The organism is Paenibacillus sp. 19GGS1-52 (assembly GCF_022369515.1).
Lineage (GTDB): Bacteria > Bacillota > Bacilli > Paenibacillales > Paenibacillaceae > Paenibacillus_AQ.
In genome coordinates this window covers 1,909,337-1,929,655 of sequence record NZ_CP059724.1, presented here as the reverse complement: position 1 = coordinate 1,929,655, position 20,319 = coordinate 1,909,337, and the positions used below count along the sequence as shown (strand labels likewise).

The 20,319-nt window shown below is 44.4% G+C and carries 18 protein-coding genes and 1 pseudogene; 3 read left to right on the top strand and 16 right to left on the bottom strand.

Features of this window, described 5'->3' with window-relative positions; translation table 11 throughout:
* Positions 1-9: 9 nt before the first annotated feature.
* The 9 genes and pseudogenes from bshC to H1230_RS08890 form a co-directional block, all read right to left on the bottom strand.
* A complete protein-coding gene (gene bshC, locus H1230_RS08930) occupies positions 10-1,641 on the bottom strand; it encodes a bacillithiol biosynthesis cysteine-adding enzyme BshC (RefSeq protein WP_239715140.1) in 1,632 nt (543 codons plus the stop codon).
* 244 nt (positions 1,642-1,885) lie between these two features.
* Positions 1,886-2,806: an ABC transporter ATP-binding protein gene (locus H1230_RS08925; protein WP_239715139.1), complete on the bottom strand. Its 921-nt coding sequence runs from the start codon at positions 2,804-2,806 to the stop codon at positions 1,886-1,888.
* Positions 2,803-3,798: an ABC transporter ATP-binding protein gene (locus H1230_RS08920; RefSeq protein ID WP_239715138.1), complete on the bottom strand. Its 996-nt coding sequence runs from the start codon at positions 3,796-3,798 to the stop codon at positions 2,803-2,805. The genes H1230_RS08925 and H1230_RS08920 overlap by 4 nt, the downstream gene beginning before the upstream one ends.
* A 13-nt stretch (positions 3,799-3,811) precedes the next feature.
* Positions 3,812-4,729: pseudogene (locus H1230_RS08915) on the bottom strand (ABC transporter permease).
* A gap of 21 nt (positions 4,730-4,750) precedes the next feature.
* Positions 4,751-5,683: an ABC transporter permease gene (locus H1230_RS08910; RefSeq protein ID WP_239715137.1), complete on the bottom strand. Its 933-nt coding sequence runs from the start codon at positions 5,681-5,683 to the stop codon at positions 4,751-4,753.
* 218 nt (positions 5,684-5,901) lie between these two features.
* Positions 5,902-7,635, bottom strand: coding sequence for a peptide ABC transporter substrate-binding protein (locus H1230_RS08905; protein WP_239715136.1), 1,734 nt, complete (start codon positions 7,633-7,635; stop codon positions 5,902-5,904).
* A gap of 150 nt (positions 7,636-7,785) precedes the next feature.
* Complete coding sequence (locus H1230_RS08900) at positions 7,786-8,172, bottom strand: DUF3397 domain-containing protein (protein ID WP_239715135.1); 387 nt, start codon at positions 8,170-8,172, stop codon at positions 7,786-7,788.
* A gap of 5 nt (positions 8,173-8,177) precedes the next feature.
* Positions 8,178-9,158, bottom strand: a complete 981-nt coding sequence (locus H1230_RS08895; RefSeq protein ID WP_239715134.1) for a ketopantoate reductase family protein — start codon at positions 9,156-9,158, stop codon at positions 8,178-8,180.
* A gap of 130 nt (positions 9,159-9,288) precedes the next feature.
* Positions 9,289-9,939 (bottom strand): RsfA family transcriptional regulator, encoded by a 651-nt coding sequence (locus tag H1230_RS08890; RefSeq protein WP_239715133.1) that lies wholly within the window; start codon positions 9,937-9,939, stop codon positions 9,289-9,291.
* A 344-nt stretch (positions 9,940-10,283) separates the two neighbouring features.
* Here H1230_RS08890 and H1230_RS08885 point away from each other — a divergent pair, with 344 nt between their 5' ends.
* On the top strand, positions 10,284-10,520 hold the full coding sequence (locus H1230_RS08885; protein ID WP_239715132.1) for a DUF2626 family protein: 237 nt from the start codon (positions 10,284-10,286) through the stop codon (positions 10,518-10,520).
* Between the two features lie 165 nt (positions 10,521-10,685).
* The gene (locus tag H1230_RS08880; protein ID WP_239715131.1) at positions 10,686-11,816 is read left to right on the top strand and encodes a coiled-coil domain-containing protein; all 1,131 of its coding nucleotides are present in this window, start codon (positions 10,686-10,688) and stop codon (positions 11,814-11,816) included.
* On the opposite strand, the gene H1230_RS08875 is transcribed toward H1230_RS08880, so the two are convergent.
* Together H1230_RS08875 and H1230_RS08870 are read right to left on the bottom strand one after the other, a co-directional pair.
* Complete coding sequence (locus H1230_RS08875; protein WP_239715130.1) at positions 11,808-13,034, bottom strand: extracellular solute-binding protein; 1,227 nt, start codon at positions 13,032-13,034, stop codon at positions 11,808-11,810. The two genes, H1230_RS08880 and H1230_RS08875, sit on opposite strands and share 9 nt — an antisense overlap.
* Positions 13,035-13,430: 396 nt before the next feature.
* Positions 13,431-14,762: a PhoH family protein gene (locus H1230_RS08870; protein WP_239715129.1), complete on the bottom strand. Its 1,332-nt coding sequence runs from the start codon at positions 14,760-14,762 to the stop codon at positions 13,431-13,433.
* A 106-nt stretch (positions 14,763-14,868) separates the two neighbouring features.
* Between H1230_RS08870 and H1230_RS08865 the strand changes: the two genes are divergently transcribed.
* Entirely contained in the window at positions 14,869-15,444 is a 576-nt protein-coding gene (locus H1230_RS08865; protein ID WP_239715128.1) for a YhcN/YlaJ family sporulation lipoprotein, read from the top strand.
* A 133-nt stretch (positions 15,445-15,577) separates the two neighbouring features.
* Here the strand turns inward: H1230_RS08865 and H1230_RS08860 are convergent, their stop codons facing one another.
* The 5 genes from H1230_RS08860 to H1230_RS08840 form a co-directional block, all read right to left on the bottom strand.
* Positions 15,578-16,030: a pyridoxamine 5'-phosphate oxidase family protein gene (locus tag H1230_RS08860; protein WP_154121192.1), complete on the bottom strand. Its 453-nt coding sequence runs from the start codon at positions 16,028-16,030 to the stop codon at positions 15,578-15,580.
* Positions 16,031-16,128: 98 nt separating this feature from the next.
* Complete coding sequence (locus H1230_RS08855) at positions 16,129-17,223, bottom strand: LCP family protein (RefSeq protein ID WP_239715127.1); 1,095 nt, start codon at positions 17,221-17,223, stop codon at positions 16,129-16,131.
* A 92-nt stretch (positions 17,224-17,315) separates the two neighbouring features.
* The gene (locus tag H1230_RS08850; RefSeq protein ID WP_239715126.1) at positions 17,316-17,612 is read right to left on the bottom strand and encodes a YlaH-like family protein; all 297 of its coding nucleotides are present in this window, start codon (positions 17,610-17,612) and stop codon (positions 17,316-17,318) included.
* Between the two features lie 154 nt (positions 17,613-17,766).
* A complete protein-coding gene (gene typA / locus H1230_RS08845; protein WP_239715125.1) occupies positions 17,767-19,608 on the bottom strand; it encodes a translational GTPase TypA in 1,842 nt (613 codons plus the stop codon).
* 186 nt (positions 19,609-19,794) lie between these two features.
* Positions 19,795-20,307, bottom strand: coding sequence for a hypothetical protein (locus H1230_RS08840; protein WP_239715124.1), 513 nt, complete (start codon positions 20,305-20,307; stop codon positions 19,795-19,797).
* Positions 20,308-20,319 lie beyond the last annotated feature (12 nt).

Below are 20,319 nucleotides of genomic sequence, written 5' to 3'. Positions count from 1 at the left end.
TGATAGATATTACATATAGATCATGCGGTGTGTTCCGCTGTAATCTGCGGGAATTGTCATAAGCTCGTCCAGCCAATCCGGACCGTAGCGGTTCATATAATACATGATATTGTAAACTCTTTCCTGCAATTTACCCAGTGGCATTAGCGATTGCTCAATCCGTTCCCATTGGCGAAGCGCAGCTTCATTCTGCTTCTCCATGGCATCTTGGGCTTTTCCTTCCAGAAAAGAGATCTGATCGATAATCTTATCTTTGTTGTTATTCCCCAGCTTAAGCAATCCGGACTGAATGGACCCAAGCTGTTCAATCAGTGGCTCATACATGGCCAAGAAGGTTGCTTTGGTCTCCTCAAACCGGCGTCCCAACTCTAGCTTGTCCTGAGTGGCAAGCCATTGCTGTCTTTTATCATGCAAGCCCTGATGGACATCTGCAAAGGTTAGCTGGTACTTGTCCATGTGTTTATGAAGTGTGCCCTCTACCAGCGTAAAAGACATACGAGGTATAATAAGCGGCATCTGGCCACCGATGGTCTCAAACGCTTGCCGGGGGATCGCCCAATACGACAACTCACCTTGACCGAGTACGGTTGCCAGAACGGGCAGCACATAATCCTGCATCAATGGGCGCGTTAGCACATTATTGCTGAAACGTTCCGGGTGGTCGTTCAGGATATCCAGTAATTCCTCACGGGAAAAAGAAACTACACCTTTACGGTCAGTAAAGAGACCATCTTTTTTATGGAGCAAAAGCCGAGCACCCTCATGAATATAAAAGAGGTTAGCGTTGCCTGGGGTCACATCCGCCTGCAGCTCATACCCACTTGCAGTGATATCAGATGCTGCACTCAGGTAGGCTGCCTCCAATTCATCATTCTGCGTAATCAGCGAGGAGAACATGGGCTGCTCCAGTCTACGAAGGGCAGGGTCAGCAGAATCAAGCAAAATCAGACCGAATTTACCAAATAATGAACCCATTAGCTTGGCAAAAGCGTCCGTCATATTGCTGGCATCAAGCGAAGATTCTCGCACAAACTCCATAATCTGCGGTTTGAACTCACTCTCCTGCAGCAAGCCATCCAGTTGTTCCACTGACTGCAACCAGCTTTCAGCCTCGATCTTAAGATCGCTAACTGAAGCTCGAACCTCCACGGATTTCTCAATCTTAATTCTCGATATCTCCTGAGCACGGTTCAATACATACGTATGATTAACCTCATCCCAGTCATGATCTTCTCCGGCGATCCAAAAGAGCGGCACGACCGGCCGTCCAAGCCGTTCTCCCGCTTCTTTTGCTGCCAGGATCGTTGTCATTGCCTTATATACAACCAGCAGCGGGCCTGTGAACAAGCCACTTTGCTGGCCACCGGTAATCACAAGTGTGCCTGGCTGCGCAAGCAGTCTAAGCGAAGCCATGACCGCGTCATGGGAATTGTGTTGTTGGTTATAGGTCCGTAAGTAATCGGTAACCTGTGCTCGATCAGCGCGGAAGCCCTCACTTTTATCAAGCCACTCCGCCCGTTTCACTCTGCTCTCCACATTACGGAAGTCACCACCGTACAAATGTCCTACCTTTTCGTAATTGCTTATATAGTCGCGTGCGAGCGCAGATCCGCCCGGGAGCGGTTCCGGTACAACATTCATCGCCTTTGCCTCCTGTTCTTAAACTCTTTATGATTGTATCCAAAGTAGAGGGCGGCGTCAAAGAATAAGAACTCCACAGCTTATCCATGCAAGATGAAACAGCTTCGCCGTTCTTTATATGGACGGCAGTCGTTTCTTCGAGAAATATAAGGATAAATTATTGCTTGAAGCATATAAATTTTTATATTTCAAGAAAAAGCGAAAACCGCCGGAGAAACTCCGGCGGTTATTCATTATCTTTGAATTAAGCAAAAGCCTTAGCTACAAAGTGTCCTTTGGAAACCTCGATCAGTTGAGTTTCTGCTTGATCCGTCTCTTCATTCTGTCCATAAATCGGACTGCCAAGCTCATCATGCAAATGGATACGCTTCTTGTTAACTTCCACTTCCGGGTCAGGAATCGGAATAGCAGATAGCAGCGACTTGGTGTAAGGGTGGAGAGGATTGGCATATAGCTCTTCACTCTCAGCCAATTCAACCATTTTACCTAAATACATAACCGCTACGCGATCACTGATATGCTTAACCATCGACAAATCATGTGCGATGAACAGATAAGTTAACCCCAGACGATCCTGCAATTCCTTCAGCAAGTTAACTACCTGTGCTTGAATGGATACATCAAGCGCTGAAATCGGCTCATCACAAACGATGAACTTAGGGTTGACTGCAAGCGAACGGGCAATCCCGATACGCTGGCGTTGACCACCGGAGAACTCATGTGGATAGCGGGTAGCATGATCATGGTTAAGTCCAACCATATCAAGCAGTTCCTCAATCCGTTTCTTACGTTCCGCACGGCTTCCCGCCATACCGTGAATGTCTAGCGCTTCACCGATGATATCTTGAACTGTAAAGCGCGGGTTAAGTGAAGCATAAGGATCCTGAAAAATCATTTGCATATCACGACGCATAGCCTTCATTTTACCCGTAGGTAATTTGAATATGTCGACACCATTATATTTCACACTTCCGGCAGTGGGTTCGTACAAGCGAAGAACCGTACGTCCTGCAGTTGTCTTACCACAACCGGATTCGCCTACCATACCCAGTGTTTCACCTTCACGAATACTGAAGCTAATATTATCAACAGCCTTAAGTACTCTGCCTTTGCCTACATTAAAATACTTCTTCAAGCCTTCTACCTCAATCAGGTTTTTACTCAAGAGTACTGCACCTCCTTGGCCATCGAATGCAGATTCCAGCAGCGGGCCATATGCGTATCGCTGAACTCTGTTGCGCCGGGATCAATTTGTTCACAGACATGCATAGCTTCTCCGCAGCGTGCGGTGAACGGACAGCCGATCGGCGGCTTGATTAGATCCGGGGGAGTGCCAATAATCGGAATGAGCGGCTCTCCCTTTTTTTGGTCCAGACGAGGCATCGAACGCAGCAGGCCTTTGGTGTAGGGATGTTGTGGGTCTTTGAAGATTTCCCAACTTGTACCCGTTTCGACCACTTCACCTGCATACATCACGATAACCCGGTCACACATGCCAGCAACGACACCAAGATCATGTGTAATTAAAATGATGGAGGTACCCAGTCTTTGCTGCATCTCTTTCATCACGTCCATGATTTGCGCTTGAATTGTTACATCAAGCGCCGTTGTCGGCTCGTCTGCAATGAGTAGAGCCGGGCGGCAAGCAAGTGCAATGGCAATCATTACACGCTGGCGCATACCACCGGAGAATTCGTGAGGATATTGGTTAAAGCGAGCCTCCGCATTTTTAATGCCAACTAAATTCAGCATCTCGATACCTTGCTTTTTCGCTTCGGCCGCTGACATTTTCTGATGTTTGATCAAAACTTCGGTTATCTGTTTACCCACTCTGATGGTTGGGTTCAAAGAAGTCATCGGGTCTTGAAAGATCATGCCAATATCCTTGCCGCGAATAGATTCCATTTGTTTCATACTGATGTCGAGCAGATTCTGTCCTTGAAAAAAAATTTCTCCTTGTTTCACTTTAGAAGGAGGTGAAGGGATCAGCCGCATTATCGATTGTGCAGTCACACTTTTGCCGCTGCCGGACTCGCCGACGATGGCAACCGTTTCGCCTTTGCCAATTTCAAAATTCATACCGCGGACAGCTTGTACCTCTCCACCTTTTACGAAAAAAGAAACATGCAAATCCTTAACTTGTAAAATGGGTTCCATCAATGTTCACCTCCTATTTCTTCAGTTTAGGATCAAGTGCGTCACGAAGACCATCACCGAAAATGTTAAAGGAAAGCATAGTTAAACTTATCAATATAGCCGGGAACAAGAAGCGCCATGGATATAGCAACCAACCTGTCAACGCATCATTAATCATCGAACCCAGTGAGGCAATTGGAGCCTGGACTCCAAGACCAAGGAAACTCAAGAAAGCCTCGGCAAATATCGCGTTTGGAACCGATAGGGTAATCGTAACGATAATTGGACCTACTGCATTTGGTAGCAAGTGACGGAACAACAACCGTGCCGAACCTGCACCCATGGAGCGAGAAGCCAGAACGAACTCACGGTTTTTGAGCTACATGATCTCACCGCGTACAATCCAAGACATCGTTATCCAACCCGTTATGGTTAAGGCCAATATAATTGTCCATAAACTTGGCTCCATTACAACGAGCAGCAGAATAACTACCAGCAAGTAAGGAATAGAATAAAGAATTTCGGAGAATTTGTTCATAATACTGTCTACACGTCCGCCAAAGAATCCCATAATACCACCGTAAATGACACCGATCAGCAAGTCGATTGCCGCTGCCGCCAGACCTACGATGAGCGAGATGCGTGCTCCATACCAGGTACGAACGAAAATGTCACGGCCCAGATCATCTGTACCGAACCAATGCACCGAAGAAGGAGGCTTATTAGAATTAAGCAAATCATTAGAATAATAATTATATTTGGTTATAAAAGGAGCAAGAATAGCCGCTACTACAATTAGAATCATAACTATCATTGCTACCATAGCTATCTTGTTCTGTCGCAGCCGTTGCCAAGAATCCTGCCAAGCGGACAAGCTTTCACGCTGGATAATTTCGGCCTGCTTCTCATCTACGCCAACTTTTTGAAAATCCTCTGGTTTCAAGTCAACCATGTTCTGTTCAGATGCCACTCGTTAGCCCTCCTTTCCATTGGATAGTTTAATGCGTGGATCTATAAAGACATAAGCGATATCTGTTATGAGACGTGCCAGCATAAGTAAAATACCGTAGAAGATAGTGATCCCCATAATGATAGGATAATCACGAACACCGATTGCTTCCACGAACTGTTTACCAATACCACCGATACCAAAAATCTGCTCGATAACTACAGAACCAGTTACAATGTTAGCGGTCATAGGTCCCATATAAGTTACTACAGGCAAAATCCCATTACGCAGTACATGTCTAGATAAAATAGCAAACCAGCTTAAACCTTTTGCCTTTGCAGTCTTGATGTAATCAGCATGCAGCACCTCAAGCATACTTGAGCGGGTCAAACGCGCAATAAAAGCTATAGGCTGTGCTGAGAGTGCAAAGACCGGCAGCACATAGTGCAGCGGTGTTTTAAAGCCTGATACGGGGAGAAGCCCCCACTTATAAGACAGAAAGTATTGTAAGACTGACGCAACCACAAAACTCGGGACCGCGATCCCTAACACCGCGACGACCATTGCAGCAGTATCCAAAAATTTACGATGATAGAGTGCAGCCAGCATACCCAGCAGAACACCAACTATGACCGAAAAAATGATGGCTACGATACCCAGCTTCAGTGAAGCGGAGAACGTCTGCCCGATGATGTGAGATACGTCCTGATTCAAACGTTTCATGGACACTCCAAAATCACCTCTAGCGATGTTACCTAAATATTTTACATACTGAACAGAAACGGGCTTGTCCAATCCATACTGCTCATAAAGCCGTTGACGAATTTCATCAGGTATTTTCTTCTCCGATGTGAATGGATCACCCGGAATAGCTTTCATAAGGAAAAATGTAGCAGAAATCAACACAAACAACGATACGAGAGTATAAAACAACTTGTTTCCAATATAACGTGCCATGCCCGTCAGCACCCCCTTTGACAAATTTCAACACATAATTAGATTCTATGAGAAATGCAGCCTTTTGTCCATTTACTAATTTATGTAAATTAGGCAAATGTTTTACAAACTGCCGGACATACAAAAAAAAGGGATATATATGGTAATCCACATATATATCCCGAAGTAAGGACTAACTCCAGATAATTAACTTTTTAGTTGTAGCACTAAAATTTAATTTAGTGTTCCAGCAAGTAAGCTTTAGTCAAGTTAACTGCACCACTGAAATCAAGGGTGATACCTTTAAGATATTCCTTAACCAAAGAGTTGTTGGTGTAGTAGTAGATTGGAATGATAACCATATCATCCTGAATCAATATTTTTTCTGCTGCAGCGAATTTCTCATTACGTACTTTGTTATCGCCGCTTGCTTTTGCTTCGCTGATCAGTTTGTCATAAGCAGGGTTAGCGTAACCAGTAGTGTTGTTACCACCACCTGTTACCCACATATCAAGGAAAGTCATTGGATCGTTATAATCTGCAGACCAACCAGCACGTGCTACTTGGTAGTTCAGGTGCTGGCGATTTTCAATAAATACAGCCCATTCTTGATTCTCAAGTTTCACATCAATACCCAATTTTGTTTTCCACATGTCACCGATTGCCAAAGCAATCTTTTTGTGACCTTCACTTGTGTTGTAAGACAAAGTAACTGGTGGCAATTTATCTAGGCCTTCTTCTTTCAGACCTTCTGCCAGCAATGTTTTAGCTTGTTCTACATCTTCAGTGAAGTAGCCGCTGTCTTTCACTTCATTGCGATATTCGTCTGCAGCGCCAGCAATACCTGGAGGTACGAAACCAAATGCAGGCAATTGTCCACCCAGAGTAACATTGTCAATCAGGGCTTGGCGATCAATTGTCATAGCCAAAGCTTTACGAATCTTAGCATTGTCAAAAGGTTTCTCAGTTACATTAAATTCATAGTAGTAAACTGTGGAGATACCTTTTCTTTGGAACTCATTAGGAAGCTCTTTCGATACAACTGGCAATTGTTCGGTAGGAATTTCACCGTTAGGGCCACCGGCACGATCAAGTTCTCCACTCTTATAACTCAGCAATTCGGTTGCACCACTGTTAACCAGTGTGAACTCAATTTTATTCAATTTGATATTATCTTTGTCGTAGTAATTATCATTCTTAGTTACTTCAAGGGATTGACCGGTAATCCAATCTGTAAGTGTAAATGGTCCGTTAACAATCATAGTATCTTTGCTTGTTGCCCATTTAGCGTTACCCTCTACCGATTTGTGTACAGGGTAGTAAGTGTAGAAAGAAAGCAATCCAAGGAAGTAAGGAGTTGGATTCTCAAGAGTAACTTCAAGTGTTTTGTCGTCAATAGCTTTTGCGCCTACTTGACTGAAATCCTTAACTGTTGCATCTTTACCACTGTTATATTTCTCACCATTCTTCAAGTAGTACAATTGATAAGCATATGGTGCTGCTGGTGCTGCTTTAGGATCAAGTACACGATTCCAAGCAAATACAAAGTCATTTGCTGTTACTGGGTCGCCATTGCTCCATTTGGAATCACGTAAATGGAAGGTGTATACCAAACCATCAGCGGAAACTTCCCATTTCTCAGCAACGCCTGGTTCAGCTTGACCAGTTTCATCATTCATTTTTGTCAAGCCTTCATACATTGTTTTCAAAACAGTGTTAGCTTGGCTGTCTTGTGCTTGAGCCGGGTCAAATGTTGGAGGCTCTGAGGACAGGTTAATTCTAAGCGTTTGGTCAGCAGCCAGCTTTTCGTCAGTAGCTGTGTTACCAGTGTCGGCAGTGTTTCCTGTATTAGCTGTGTTGCCCGTGTTAGCATTGCTGCCATTGTTTGTATTGTTTCCGCCACAGCCTGCAAGTGCAGTGCTGATCACGAGAACCAGTGCAAACATGAGCAATAAACTCTTACTTTTCTTCATCTAGCAGTTCCCCCTAAATAGAATGTGGTATATGGTTTCTGATTATACAACCAGTGGTCAAAAAAATCTAGAGTAATGTTTTCTGAAAACACATTTTTTTAAAAAATTTAATATTCTGTGACATTGACGCTTCACCGAAGCATTGAAACATTACATCGTATGTGATATGTACTTGATAAGACCTAGAACCATAAATAACAGATATCCAATGCACATAAATAAGAAGCTAAGTCTCCAAACCGCCCGAAGTAGTCGCTTCCCGTCCACTTTTCCTTTCAAGCGGTTCTGCGCTCCGCCAATGAGTCCAGCGGATATTAATATAATAATAATTATAAGATAGAACCCAAAACCTGATTGAAATATATTATTAAATAAGGCCGATACCGACAACAATAAAAAAAGAGTAGTCACATCCATGGCTAATAAAAAGGTCTTTTTCTTCTCTCTCTTTAAACCAAGGCCAATATAATAGACAATAAAAAAAGGAACAACCGGAATAACGCTTAAGGTAATGAACGAATTCCGCAGAAAATCCAATAGCTTCACCTCTCTTCCACGCTCATGCCCTCAATAAGCCGGCAAATCCAGCGATGTAATGGAACTGCCATGCCGGATCGTTCTGCCATATCTACAAGACTGCCATTAATCCAGCGGATTTCCGTTGCCCTCGATGCAATCACATCAGCAAGCATGGATGAAGTATTGCCTGCAGTACTCTCGCACACCTCAAGAATGTTGTCCCACGCATTTACATCATGAGCTATGCCACAGGCTTCATAGACGGAAATAGCTTCAGTATACAGATCCCTCATTAACTGCATACGTTGCTTGGAAACAAGCAATCCACCATTTGGTATACGCCAAATAGCGGTAAGCGGATTAATAACAGCATTGATTAAGAGCTTCCGGTAAATCATGGTATCCACTTCTTTCGACAAAAGGGCGGTGAATCCTGCTAATAAAAGTGCTTCGAGTAAACTTATTACCTTTACCTCATCTTGATCATTAGGATGTTTTCCCAACATATGCTTTCCTACTGGCCAGTTTCCTAACCACGTTTCTCCTTTTCCAGCATGAAAAACCGTTGTTAATGTTTTCCTTTTGGCAGCCTCGGTGGTCACGGCTGCATACAAATCAGCAAGGGGTAATAATTCCTGCAGCATTTCCATATGCCCTATCCCATTTTGAAAACAAATGATATGGATTTGCCGTTGTCTAAGAGGTAACAGTAATTCCGGCAAAATATGATGTAGGATATTCTGTTTTAACGTAATAAAGATCCATTCACTAGGCTCTCTAAGATATGTAGCTGGAAAATCACGCACCGGTGCTGATATAAATTGGTCCCCCGATATCTTTATTTCTGCCTGGTCTTCTTCATAGTTTACAGTTAATCCACTATTGGACAATTCCCGGCACTGCTCTACACTCCGGCACCACAATCTTACTTCATTACCGGTGTGAATAAGCTTGCCTGCCAGAAGTAGACCCAGTGAACCGGCACCAATTATATCGATTTTCATGCCTTCCTCCTGCTGTCTGCTAACAATTTTTTCTAAGTATATCCTTTTATTATGGGCAAAAGCAAAAGTAAAAAGCCCCGCTGATGCGGCACTAATAGCGTGCAGCATGCGGGGCTCAAAGGAAAAAAACTCATTCTATTCGTTCCAAATTTCCATTGGCATCCATTTTGAAGCGAGTCTTCATTTCATCTTCTTCTTCATTAAGAAAAGCCAGCCTTCGAGCACGGTCCATAATCTGAATTAAAGCTTTGTAATCATCATTGACAACACGGTAGTCGGTCTGAGCCAGATTAATTTCTTTGGACAGACGTTCATTTTCTGTCCTGAGCTCGATTAATTCAACTTCCTTCTCACGCAAATCTCTTTCCAGCATTTTCAATTGACGTCCTGACTCTTGAAAGGTTCCTTTCCATTGTCTCAGGAAGCGAATCACGGCATCAATGGATAATGTATTTTCGTTTAATCCTTCGCTTCTCCCGAATTCCTCATCGGTGTGCCCTAGAATTAAACCAGCTACCTGCGCTCCTCTTACAGTCGGCTGCTTTTTCAGATAACTTCTTTTCTGGCGTTGGCCTTTTGCTAATCCGATCGCATCATCATAGCTTTTTCGAACACAGCTGTTCCAGCGGAATCCGCAGGCAGCTGAGGTCCTGCCAATTTTTTCACCCACTTCTTCAAAAGCAGCAAGCTGTGTGCTGCCTTCCCGAATATGACGTAGAGTCACTTCTGCCAATATTAGATCATCTTCTGCACTCCAAGCATCCTGTCTAACGGCTGTCATCCAACCAAACCTCCTAACAACATCATGAAATAACCATCTTCATAACCGGCAGCTCCGCCGGGTAGTGAATAGGGATAAAAGCTGCTTACTCCATTTCTATGCCTCTAATAGAGTTCATAGAATCTATTTGATACTAAATTGTATTTCCATTTTACGTACACATCATACTCCTGATGCTATAAATTCTCTTTTCAGCAAAATAAATAGCGTTGTCAACTATATAAGTCACAAATCATTGGGATTTCGCACTTTTTTTCATTGAATCCGTTTACAGCAATTTGTGCAGCGGGTATAATTATTTAAAGGCTTATGTGTCAGTTACATACTGGAGGGGGGAATCACTCTTGGACCGCATGTTTCGGGTTTTAGGTTTTTTCACACTGGTTATCGGCTTAATGGCTTTTGCTGGTGGTCTAACCGAAATGGCCCTGATCTTCTTTTTGCAGACTGCTTTTTTTGTTATTCTCGGATATCTTAAGTTTACAGAAAAAATCTACATTCTACTCTTTTGGGGTTACATGATTCTGACTTTCACTGGCTTCAGCTATTGGACGATCTTTCAGATGGGTCTACCGTTGTAATGACCGTTATTTCTTAAAACGGAGTTGTTCCTTTCTTGTAAAGGGCGTCTCCGTTTTTTTGTATGCTTTTTTGTAGTTCTTTTACCTTGAAACAGGGTATGCTATTTTAGCAGGTTTAAACATATTGTTAATATATACATATTTTCTTAAAAAGGTGGTGGTGTGGTGCTTTCCCGTAGTTTCTCAAGTCGTATGGTTGCAGCCATACTTATTTTAGTCTGTTGTACAATGCTGCCGACCGCATCAAAAGCTACTCTGTCTGCCGATCCAAGCGGAGCTGTGGTCTCTCCTCCTTCTATACCGGATAATGAAGAAACTCGTACATTGCTGGAGCAAAGCTTATCCTCAGCCGAAATCGAACAGGCAATCATTAGGATTACGGCCGAGCAAGAAACACTAGGTGCAAAGGTAACCCTATTGAGTAAACAAGCCGAGGAGAAGAAACTTGCGATTGCGGACAAACAGGAGCGCGCTGGAGCTATCGTACGTTCTTATTATATGGGGGATAGAGACGGCTTATTGGTCGCTTTCCTTTCCGCCAAAAGTATCAGCAAAGTGCTGGTCCTGTACGATTATTACGAGACTATTATCGGACGAGAACGCGATATTCTCAAAGAATATGAAGTTCAGTATAAGGATCTCAAAACAACACTCACAGCTGCTCAGCGCAGCTCCAATGAATTAGCCGAGCTAAAAAGGTCTCTGGAGGAACAGAAGGTACGTGTAGCGGAGCTCAACAAGAAAATAGAAAGTGGGGTTAGAGACAGCAGCGATCCAGAAAAGATGAATGCGCTGTTGCAAGAATTCACATTATATTGGGAGAATGTCGGTATTCATGAAGTGAATACCTATTTCAAGGCACTCTCTGCAGCTATGAACCATCTGCCACAATTCGTCCAAAGCCGTGAAGGTATTCTTACGCGTAAGGGTATGACTTATAATCTGAACCTGAAGGACGAGGATTTAAATGAGTTTCTTCAATCACAGAACAAACTGTTTACTAATTTCGCATTTCATTTCAATGAGGGGGTAGTCACGGCTTTTGGTAAGAGCGGAGGATTATCCCTTAAACTAACTGGCCATTATACAATTCAAAAAAAACCTATCAACGGACTAATGTTCAATGTGGATAATATCGAATTTAACGGTCTTAAGTTGCCTGACAGCACACGTGAATCACTGGAGGAGGATTTAGACCTAGGTTTCTATCCAGAGAAGATTATATCGTTTCTACATGCTGACGAGGTAGACACTAAAGACGGCATTCTTCATGTGCAGCTCTCCATCTCATTTTGAGCTCTGTTCCAGGAGCGCTTTATAACCAGCAGCATCAAGTTTTCCTGTAAGCACTAACGATACAGCCTCAGAAATCTTACTCCAGCCGCCCTGTGGCTCCTGCTGCGGGGCGGTTTCGTCTGTCAGCAATATATCTGTCGCAAACGGAAGCTTATAGCCGACAGGCAACCCTGAACGATACAGCTCATCAAGAGCCGGCAGCCCACCAGTGTTCTTCAACCATTCCAGCTGTGCAGATTTGGAAGTTACAAAAGCAAGCCAATTCACAGCTTCTTCCGGATTTCGTGACTGGGCTGGAAGTGCAAAGGAACGGCTATATAAAGCCTCAAGCCCTGTATCTTTGCTAGCCAGCAAAGGTGCTTCGGCAACTAGAGATGAATCGCCGTACTTCCTCCATTCCGAGAGCGGCAGGGCAGCAATCGCAGTAGACCCGTCCTTGAGCATATCCCAGATATCTCGATTATAGCGACTAGTCAAGTAAAAATAACCACGTGCATGTTGAAGCCATTCCAATGTTTCCAGATCACCTGATAACAGACTACTGCCCATACTTTCCAGCACAGCAGAAAAACCATATGCATTGCGGGTATCCATAGTCAATAGATGTTTTCCAGAACTCTTAAGCAGATTCTGAAGCAGTACTTTCCATTCATCCAAGCTTCTCGGCAAGGCGGATAGGCCCAGTTCTCCAAGATGCTTCGGTGAATATACCAGAACGTACGGATCGATATCAAGCGGAACGCCCCAGTTATAACCATTCCATTGCATCTGCGGGATTAGCATAGTTAATGGTGCACTTCCCGGAACGCTCTGGTATACATCAACCGGCAATAAATATCCTTGCGTTGCCAAGTCTAAAATATTCCGTCCATCCGTCATGACAACATCAGGACTGTCTCCGATCGTCAAATCCTGCATGAGCGTCTTGTCTGCACTCTCTCTATCCACATTGCTTAGCTCTACCTTTACGCCAGTGGATAAAGTGTAGCGACTGCTAATCAACTCCAGCTCGCGGAATTCTTCTGAACTAAGGGATACTGTGATTCTCAACCTGTCTACTACCCCTTCTTCTCCGGCAGAGGGGTTTGTAGACTGACTTTGCGGCTTACTTACCAAATGCGGGCCGTCATTGGTATTCAGTTCCATGCTGGGCGACAGACTTGTCAGCGACAGCAGTAAAATGGCAAACAGAAGCCAATAGTTTTTGCGTCTCAGCACGTTTTTTCTCCTCCCGCATAGGATCGTTCATCCTATTTTACCAGACCTAATACACATTGTCTGCAACTTTGAAAACGTTCTCTTTCTATTATATAGCGTGAACGTTGCAGGATTTAACTTTATTGCAAATCATAAAGCGCTAGGCCGCTCCGCGCGCGGATTATCCTTCCGATCGCTGTTGTCCCCGGATTTATACCTATACGGTATAAATCCGGGGACAACGGCGAACGCTATCGCTTCTCCAGAATAATTCCGCCCACTCCGCTAAACGCTCTCCCCCTGTAATTACCTAATTCCACGCCGTTCCTTGGGGCGGCACAAGCAAAAGCCGGGAGAGCGAAGCTCCCGGCTTTACTGGATAATTCAAATAATTGCTTAGCTAAATAATTAGAATGTTTATAACAGATCTGCTGCCAGCTGGGCCAGATGGGAACGTTCGCCTTTTTCAAGAGTAATATGTCCGCTAACTCCTTGCTGTTTGAACTTCTCCACGATGTAGCTAAGCCCGTTGCTCGCGGCATCCAGATAAGGATGGTCGATCTGCTCAGGATCACCTACGAGGATGACCTTGCTTCCTTCCCCCGCTCTGGAGACGATTGTCTTCACCTCATGACGGGAGAGATTCTGTGCCTCATCAATGATAATGAACTGCGCCGGTATCGAGCGTCCACGAATATAGGTCAACGCCTCTACCTGAATACTGCCCATACCCATTAATATTTTATCGATATCCCCAGATTTCTTGGTATCGAACAGGAACTCCAGATTGTCATAGATGGGCTGCATCCATGGACGGAGCTTCTCATCCTTCTCACCAGGCAAATAACCAATATCCTTGCCCATCGGCACAACTGGGCGGGCGATGAGGAGCTTTTTATATTTATGTTCATCTTCAACTTTTAAGAGTCCTGCAGCAAGTGCGAGCAAGGTTTTCCCTGTACCTGCCTTACCCGTAATGGTCACTAATGGAATATCGTCATTCAGTAGCAGCTCCAACGCCATACGCTGCTGAGCATTGCGGGCACTGATTCCCCACACTGCGTCATTTCCGAAATAGAGCGGCTCCAGACGGGATGCCTCACTGTTCACTTTTAGCAAGGCCGACTTGCCCGTACCGATCTCATCCTTGAGTATGACAAACTCATGCGGATACAGCGGATATGACAAGGACAACTGCTTAACGGATAAAGATCGGTGACTGTAATATTCATCTATTAACGAAGGGTGAACCAGCAGAGACTGATAGCCGCTATAAAGCTCGTTCAGATCACCCGTCCGATCGGACAAATAGTCCTCTGGTGTAATACCCAGCACATCTGCTTTAACACGGACGAGCACATCTTTGCTAACCAGTACCACTGGACGCGGATCAGCCTTCTCATTCTCTTCATTCAAATAATTGAGCGCTACGGCTAAAATCCGGTTGTCGTTGGACACCTCACCGAACATCTCCTGTACTTTTACGAAGCTGCGGTGATTGAGCTCAACCTTCAGTTTGCCTCCGTGCTCCAGTTCCACACCGCTATGCAGGTGGCCTTTCTCCCGGAGTCCGTCTAACAAGCGGGACACAGTGCGGGCGTTGCGGCCAATTTCATCGGCATTGCGTTTCTTGGAGTCGATTTCTTCCAGCACTACGGCCGGAATGACAACTTCATGCTCCTTGAAGGAAAAAATCGAATTGGGATCGTGCAACAGCACGTTGGTGTCTAGTACAAATATCTTTGTCATGTTATCCCCTCCACAGCGCCTGGTTTGATTGATCATACATAACTCTATCCGCCACGGGTAAAGATATATTACAGAACTGATCTTTGGCAGAAAGGAGTACGCACATATGAGAAAATCAATGTGTCTGTTGCTGGTACTGCTGCTGCTAACAAGCTGCGGTATCGCTAAAAAAGAGACATCACCCTCTCCTCAGGATAAACAATCTGCAAAAGCTGCAAGCAATAAGGGAAATCTCGAGGTGCGAAAGTTATCCAATGACGGTACAATTGTCCCGCAATCCACCTCAACTGCCGGACAATCTTCAGACGTTAAGAACAAAAGCGAAGTTGCACTTAAGGATCATTTGGAGCGGCTAGCTAAAAGAGTCCCCGGTGTTAACGGAGCACACTGTGTCGTGATGAATAAAGTTGCTGTGGTCGGCATTGATGTAGATGGTACGCTTACTCGGTCACGCGTTGGAAGCATCAAATATTCAGTGGCAGAGGCAATCCGCAAGGACCCAAGAAGTGTGAGAGCGTTCGTAACCGCCGATATGGACCTCTCCAGCAGACTAGCGGAGATGAGCCGCCATATTTCCAAAGGACAGCCTGTATCCGGCTTTGCCGCCGAAATGGCTGATATCATTGGCCGAATCATTCCTCAACTGCCGGAGGATACTAAACCGCAAGGCAATGCACAATAGCTAGAGGTCAAGATGAAACGGCTTCGCCGTCCTTTATATGGACGGCACCCGTTTCTTCGAGAAATATAAGGATAAATTATGGAGTGAAACATATAAATTCTTATATTTCAAAAAAAGCCCAGTGATATCCTCACTAGGCTTTTTTCATTGCAGCAAACACTTGTCCGTCCAGCTTCTCAGCTGCACGTTGGTCATACACTTTCGCATATCGTGGGGCGGACTCCAACTGCGCGCCGTAAAAAAGCGCATTGCGTACCGCTTCAATTTCAATATCAAAACAGCACATTTTAAAGGGAACATCTAACAGTGGATCCTGTCTTACGGCAGCACGTCCGTTGATTGCATGGACAGTCCCCTCACCAAACACAGTGATGGTAACCTGAGGATTAACCTTCATGTTGTTCACAAGTCGGGAACGATGGTCGACCGTCAGACGCACGATAGAAGGACTCACTGCATAAATCCAAGAAATTGCTGTGGACGTAGGACCGCCTGTTTCCGCATCAACGGTGTTTAAAAGAACAAAAGTTTCCGACTGCAGCATCGATAGCAAGGTTTCATTGAGCTGAGCAACGGCTTCGGACATAAGTACAGGCCCCCTATGCGGCATGAGTGCATTCAATTTATTATATTATAGCACAGGTTGAAACTTGCATTCAATTTTAAAGGCACGTGCTCTTTGTTTCAGGGACTCTCAGAAGAGTCTGACACAGAAGGAAGAAATACGCCTGCTGCTCTGTCCTGAAGGCTTTTCTTCGCCGCTTCAAGCTCTTCCTCGTTAATATATACGTAAGGACTACGCCATGTTCCTGTCACCGGTTTGAACTCCACATTGTCCTTGGATATCTTCCAATAGGTCGCGATCATATCTTTAAGCTGTGCATTTTCAATATCCGTCTTCATATTATCATCCACCGCGTCAAGTACGCCACCAATTTTCATAACACCACGAACAGACTGCATCCCGTCGATTAACGAGTTCAGTACTTCATTCTGGCGTTTATTACGGTCAAAATCATCGGAGGCCTTCGTCTTGGGATTGCAATTGGATTTACGGTAGCGAACGTAATCAAGCGCATTATCGCCATCCAGCTTGGCAGGACCCTCTTTAAGATTAATATTGGTCCCGTCTACACTATCCGTATAACACATATCTTCACTTATGTTAACACTGACAGTGCCCAGTTCATCGACTACATCGCGAAAACCTTGAAAATCAAGTATCGTTACATAATCAACTTTGATGTCCAAATACTTACCCATCATGGTCTTCATTTCATCCAAAGCCAGAATACCTGAGGTCTTCTCCTTGCTCTTGAAGCGCGAATAGAACTCGTTGATCTTGGTCTTCTTATAGCCACTCAGCTCAACATAGGTGTCTCGAGGGAGTGATACAATGGTTGCTGATTTGGTCTTTGGATTGAGCGTCGCAACCATAATAACATCCGTTAATTGGGAAGCATGCTTGGGCCGATTGTCAGTTCCGAGCAGCAGTATCGTCAATGGCTTCACAGAGGCCGACTGTCCAGCTGCGACCGGTTTAGAGATGCCGGTATCAAATAACCCGTGGTTGAGCTTCCAATAGACATAACCTCCATAACAGAGCGCTGCAAGGATCACTACAATTACAAGCAACAATAATGTCCTTCCCAGTCTGGCGAGGAATCCCCGTTTCTTTCTCTTAGCCTTTGACTTTCCTCCCCTATTAACAGGCTGCTTTCTAGGGTTTGTTTGTTGTCCATTCGATCTTGGTGGTAAACTGCTGTTGCGTGTATTCATAATGGAATAAAGTCCTTTTCATTTCAATTGGAATTAGATTCTAAATCATCTATATCAGTAATAGACGAGCTTAAGGGCACAAAAGTTGCGATTTAAGGCCTTTTTGCTGCTGCCGAAGCTTTTCTTCTCTGACGGGCTTCCATGAAATAGCGCACCCGTACAAGCAGCATTAAACCAACTGCAACCAGCAAACACTGGATAATGGGCAGCTTGTCGTGCTGGAAAATGAGGAGCATGCCAGATCCCAGCGCCATCATAATATAGAGGACAATTTCTTTGCCGATGGGCAGCTTTTGGTTAACACGGAATACCTGATTATAAACATAAGTAAGCAATATAAAAATAACTATATAGGCGATAACAGAATGCGCTGCGAACCAAATCTGCATAGCTCAGTCACTCCTCCCAAGTTTAAGATACGCTTACATTATAGCATCAGCTGTAGCTTAAATCCGCAAAACGAGCGTAAAAAAGTTAAAATTCAAAATATAAAAGAGCCACCGGATAGAATATCCGGCGACTCTTTAGAGTAGCTAATTTAGCTTACAAACCGGCTTTCGCCCCTTTAGACTGCTTCTGTACACGTTCGCGTTCGCTCTTGTTCAAAATCTTTTTGCGCAAACGAATGGATTTAGGTGTGATTTCACAATATTCATCATCATTCAAATATTCAAGTGCACCTTCCAAAGAGAAGGTACGTGGTGTCTTCATTTTTACAGTATCATCCTTACCTGAGGTACGCATGTTGGTAAGTTGTTTTTCTCTACAGATGTTAACGATAATATCGTTATCACGGGTATGCTCGCCTACGATCATACCTTCATAAATTTCTGCACCTGCATCCATGAAGAGAATACCACGATCCTCAACACCCACTATTCCATATTGAGTTGTTGATCCAGTCTCACTTGCTACAAGTACACCTTGACGACGTCCGCCAATTTGACCAGCAACCATTGGAGCGTAGCTGTCAAAAGCATGGTTCATAACACCGTAACCGCGTGTCAAAGTCAAGAAGTAAGTGTTGTAACCAATCAAACCACGTGCAGGAATCAGGAACTCCAGACGTGCTTGACCCGTACCGTTGTTAATCATGTTGACCATATCGGCTTTACGGCTACCCAGACTTTCCATAACAGCGCCCATGCTTTCTTCTGGAATATCAATCATTAGACGCTCAAGCGGCTCCATTTTGACGCCGTCGATATTTTTAATGATTACTTGTGGTTTAGAAACTTGCATTTCATAACCTTCACGACGCATATTCTCGATCAGAATACCAAGGTGAAGCTCACCGCGTCCAGAAACGATAAATGAATCAGGACTATCAGTTTCGTCCACACGCAAACTCACATCCGTCTCAAGTTCTTTAAAGAGACGCTCACGCAATTTGCGTGAAGTAACCCACTTGCCTTCTTTACCTGCGAAAGGACTGTTATTCACGAGGAACGTCATTTGCATCGTTGGCTCGTCAATCTTCAGAACAGGAAGTGCTTCAGGATGCCCAGGGTCAGCAATGGTCTCACCAATGTTGATGTCCTTGATACCTGCGATAGCAACGATATCGCCTGCGCCAGCTTGTTCTGTTTCTATACGTTTCAAACCTTGGAATCCGAACAATTTCTCAATACGTGCGGTCTTGCTCGTACCATCACGCATAATTACGGTTACGGATTGGCCTTGTTTGATAATACCGCGGTTAACACGTCCTATCGCAATACGACCCAAGTAATCGTTGTAATCCATTAACGTTACAAGGAACTGAAGTGGGTCTTCTACACTTTCGGTTGGAGCTGGAATATGCTCAACAATCGTTTCATAAAGCGCAAGCATCGTTTCATCCTGTTTCTCAGGATCCAGGCTTGATGTGCCATTGATTGCAGATGCATATACAATCGGGAATTCTAACTGGTCGTCACTCGCTTCCAGTTCGATGAACAGATCCAGAACCTCATCGATGACTTCCTTCGGACGGGCAGCATCACGGTCAATCTTGTTCACGACAACGATTGGTGTAAGATTTTGTTCCAGTGCTTTGCGCAGAACGAACTTCGTTTGCGGCATGCAACCTTCATAAGCATCAACGACCAACAACACGCCGTCAACCATCTTCATAATCCGTTCAACTTCGCCACCAAAATCGGCATGGCCTGGGGTATCCACAATGTTAATTAGATACTCTTTATAGGTAATGGCTGTATTTTTAGCTAGGATGGTAATTCCGCGTTCCCGCTCCAGATCGTTAGAATCCATGGCGCGTTCCTGCAAGTGCTCGTGCGCACTAAAAATTCCCGACTGCTGCAGAAGCTGATCGACTAGTGTCGTTTTGCCGTGGTCAACGTGGGCAATGATCGCAATGTTGCGAATATCTTTTCTTGAATGCATGATTTGTATCCAAATCCTCTCATTTATCAAATTAAAAATGTTTAAATTTATAGCATGTCTCGGCAGTCTCACAAAAGAAGCGCCAGGCAGAAAGCCGACGCTTCAACATATCCTTAATATTATAGTGAAAGCACTATGAAAAGCAAGTCTTTTTATGAAAAAAACACTTTCCAACTCCGATTAATTTTACCAACCTTTGTTCCACTTGTTCCTGTCCCGTGATTTCCCCCGTCCGGTAATCAGCCAAATGCCCGCAGCAATCAAAACGGCACCTAACACATATAACGCTCCGGTACCCAGCAGACTGAATATAAACAACACCAAACTTAACAAGCCCATTATAAAAGCAGTGGCAGATAAACCGCCGATCCGTCTTGAAGCGTAAAGTGAATATTCATACAAGCCAACAGCTATGCCTAACAACAGCAATGGCCACAAATGTTTCATTAATCCCCAGCCCCATGTATTACAAAGACCGAACAAGATGCCATAAACGGTTAAAATCCCAGCCGGAATCAGCACTGTAGCCGAGGAACGGCGACTAAAGAATAACACATGCAGGAGCAAACCTGGGATTAGAATCACGAGTGGCCAGAGAGCACGCCCTAAGAATCCGAACACTCCAAGCTTTCCAAATAAAATCACGATGCCGGCGGCGGCAATAAACACACCCAGTTTAATGTCATTCTTGGAAGACATCTCTCACCCATC